This window comes from Mycobacterium sp. (assembly GCF_039583805.1).
Classification (GTDB): domain Bacteria; phylum Actinomycetota; class Actinomycetes; order Mycobacteriales; family Mycobacteriaceae; genus Mycobacterium.
The window spans coordinates 1-1,945 of record NZ_JAVKSH010000191.1 but is presented as its reverse complement, the minus strand read 5'-3'; the positions used below and the strand labels follow the sequence as shown (position 1 = coordinate 1,945).

Sequence of the window (1,945 nt, the reverse complement as noted above, 5' to 3'; positions counted from 1 at the left end):
TGGCCGTCGTCCTCTTCCACGCCGGCGTGCCCGGCGTGGGCGGCGGCTTCGTCGGCGTGGACGTGTTCTTCGTCATCTCGGGTTTCCTGATCACCGGGCTGCTCTGGCGCGAGGTCAGCACCACCGACAGCGTCGGGCTGCGCCGCTTCTACGGGGCACGTGCCCGCCGACTGCTGCCGGCATCGGCCACCGTCGGCGTCATCACCCTGATTGCCTCGGCTTTGCTGTTACCCCCATTGCAGTTACGGAACGTCATTTATGACGGCATCACCAGCGCGCTCTACGTCGGCAATTACTGGTTCATCGCCGAAGGCGTCCACTACTTCGGCGGCCACCTGCCGCCGTCGCCGTTTCAGCATTATTGGTCGTTGGGTGTGGAGGAGCAGTTCTACCTGGTGTGGCCGCCTCTGATCATCGGCACGGCGTGGCTGATCCGGCGTGTGCGTCGGCGCACCGGGGCCTGGGCCAACGCGTCGGCACGCCCGTATCTGGTGGTGCTGGCGCTGGTCGCGGCCGTGTCGTTCGCGCTGTCGCTGGCGGTCACCTATGTGATGCCTGCCGCGGCGTTCTTTTCGCTGCCCACCCGCGCCTGGCAGTTGGCCGTCGGCGGCATGGTGGCGCTGACCGCCTGGTGGTGGCGGCGACTACCGGCACTGACTGCCGCGACCGCGGGCTGGGCGGGGCTGGCCCTGATCCTGCTGGCGTGCACCCGCTTCGGTACAGGCACGCCGTATCCAGGGATCGCTGCGCTGGTGCCCACCCTGGGCGCGGCGCTGGTGATCGGCGCCGGCTGCGCCGCACCATCGCAGGGATGTGGCCGCGTTCTGGGATTGTCGCCGATGGGGGCGATCGGCCGGATCTCGTATTCGTGGTATCTGTGGCACTGGCCGGTACTGGTGCTCGCACCGGTGTTGCTGGGGCATCCGCTGGGGCTGGCCGCCAGGGTGGCGGCGGCCCTGCTCTCCGGCGCGCTGGCGGTGCTCACCCTGCGTTTCATCGAGAACCCGTTGCGATTCGCCGCTCCCCTGCGCCGCTCTGCCCTGGCCAGTCTCGCGCTCGGCGCTGCCGCCACCGCGGTCGCGGCCTGTGTGGGCGTGGCGCTGCTGGTCGTGGTGCCCACCCCGGTCGGGCGCGGCGCGCCGGCGGCGGCGCTGACCCTCAGCGCGGCGCCTCCCCCCACCGGCTCCGCGATGGGCGCCTACGACGCGGCGGTGCGCCATGCGTTCGCGCAGGTGCAGGCCGCCGTCACGGCCTCCGCCGCCCTCAACGCCGTACCGTCGAACCTCGAACCCCCGCTCGCCGACGCGGCCGCCGAACAGAAGGCCTACTCGTTCGACGGCTGCCTGCGCACGCCGTTCGAGGCCGGACAGCCGCAGTGCGCGACCGGTGATACCGCCTCGGCGACGACGGTGGCCGTGGTCGGCGACTCGCATGCCGCGATGTGGAACCCGGCGTTCCGGCAGATCGCCGAGCGGCGGCACTGGCGGCTGGAAATGCTCAGCAAGGGCGCCTGCCCGCTGATGGACTTGCCTCTCACCAACCACCTCGGTCGGCTTGTCGAGCACTTTGAACACTGCGCGCAGTGGCGCGCTCAGATCATCGCCCGGTTACGGGCCGAGCAGCCGCGGCTGGTCGTGGTGAGCATGTGGCGGGGCTACAGCGCCGGCAACGGCAGCGGCTGGCTGTCGGGTTTCACGTCCTACGACTCGGCGTGGATCGACAGCCTGACCCGCCTGGTGCAGCAGCTGCGCGGCACCGGTGCGCAGGTGTTGGTGCTCGGGCCGATCCCCGATCCGCACTCGCAGGTGCCGATCTGCCTGTCCGGCCATCTCGATGACGCGAGCGCCTGCTCGCCGCGACGGTCGGCGGCGGTGAACGAATCCGGTATCGCCGCCGAGACCGCCGCCACCCACGCCGGCGGTGGACACTACGCCGACGTCACCGA

1 protein-coding gene is annotated in these 1,945 nt (G+C 70.9%); it reads left to right on the top strand.

The window, feature by feature from the left end:
• A partial coding sequence (locus tag ABDW21_RS16835; protein WP_343710777.1) for an acyltransferase family protein occupies positions 1-1,945 on the top strand: 1,945 nt, incomplete at both ends.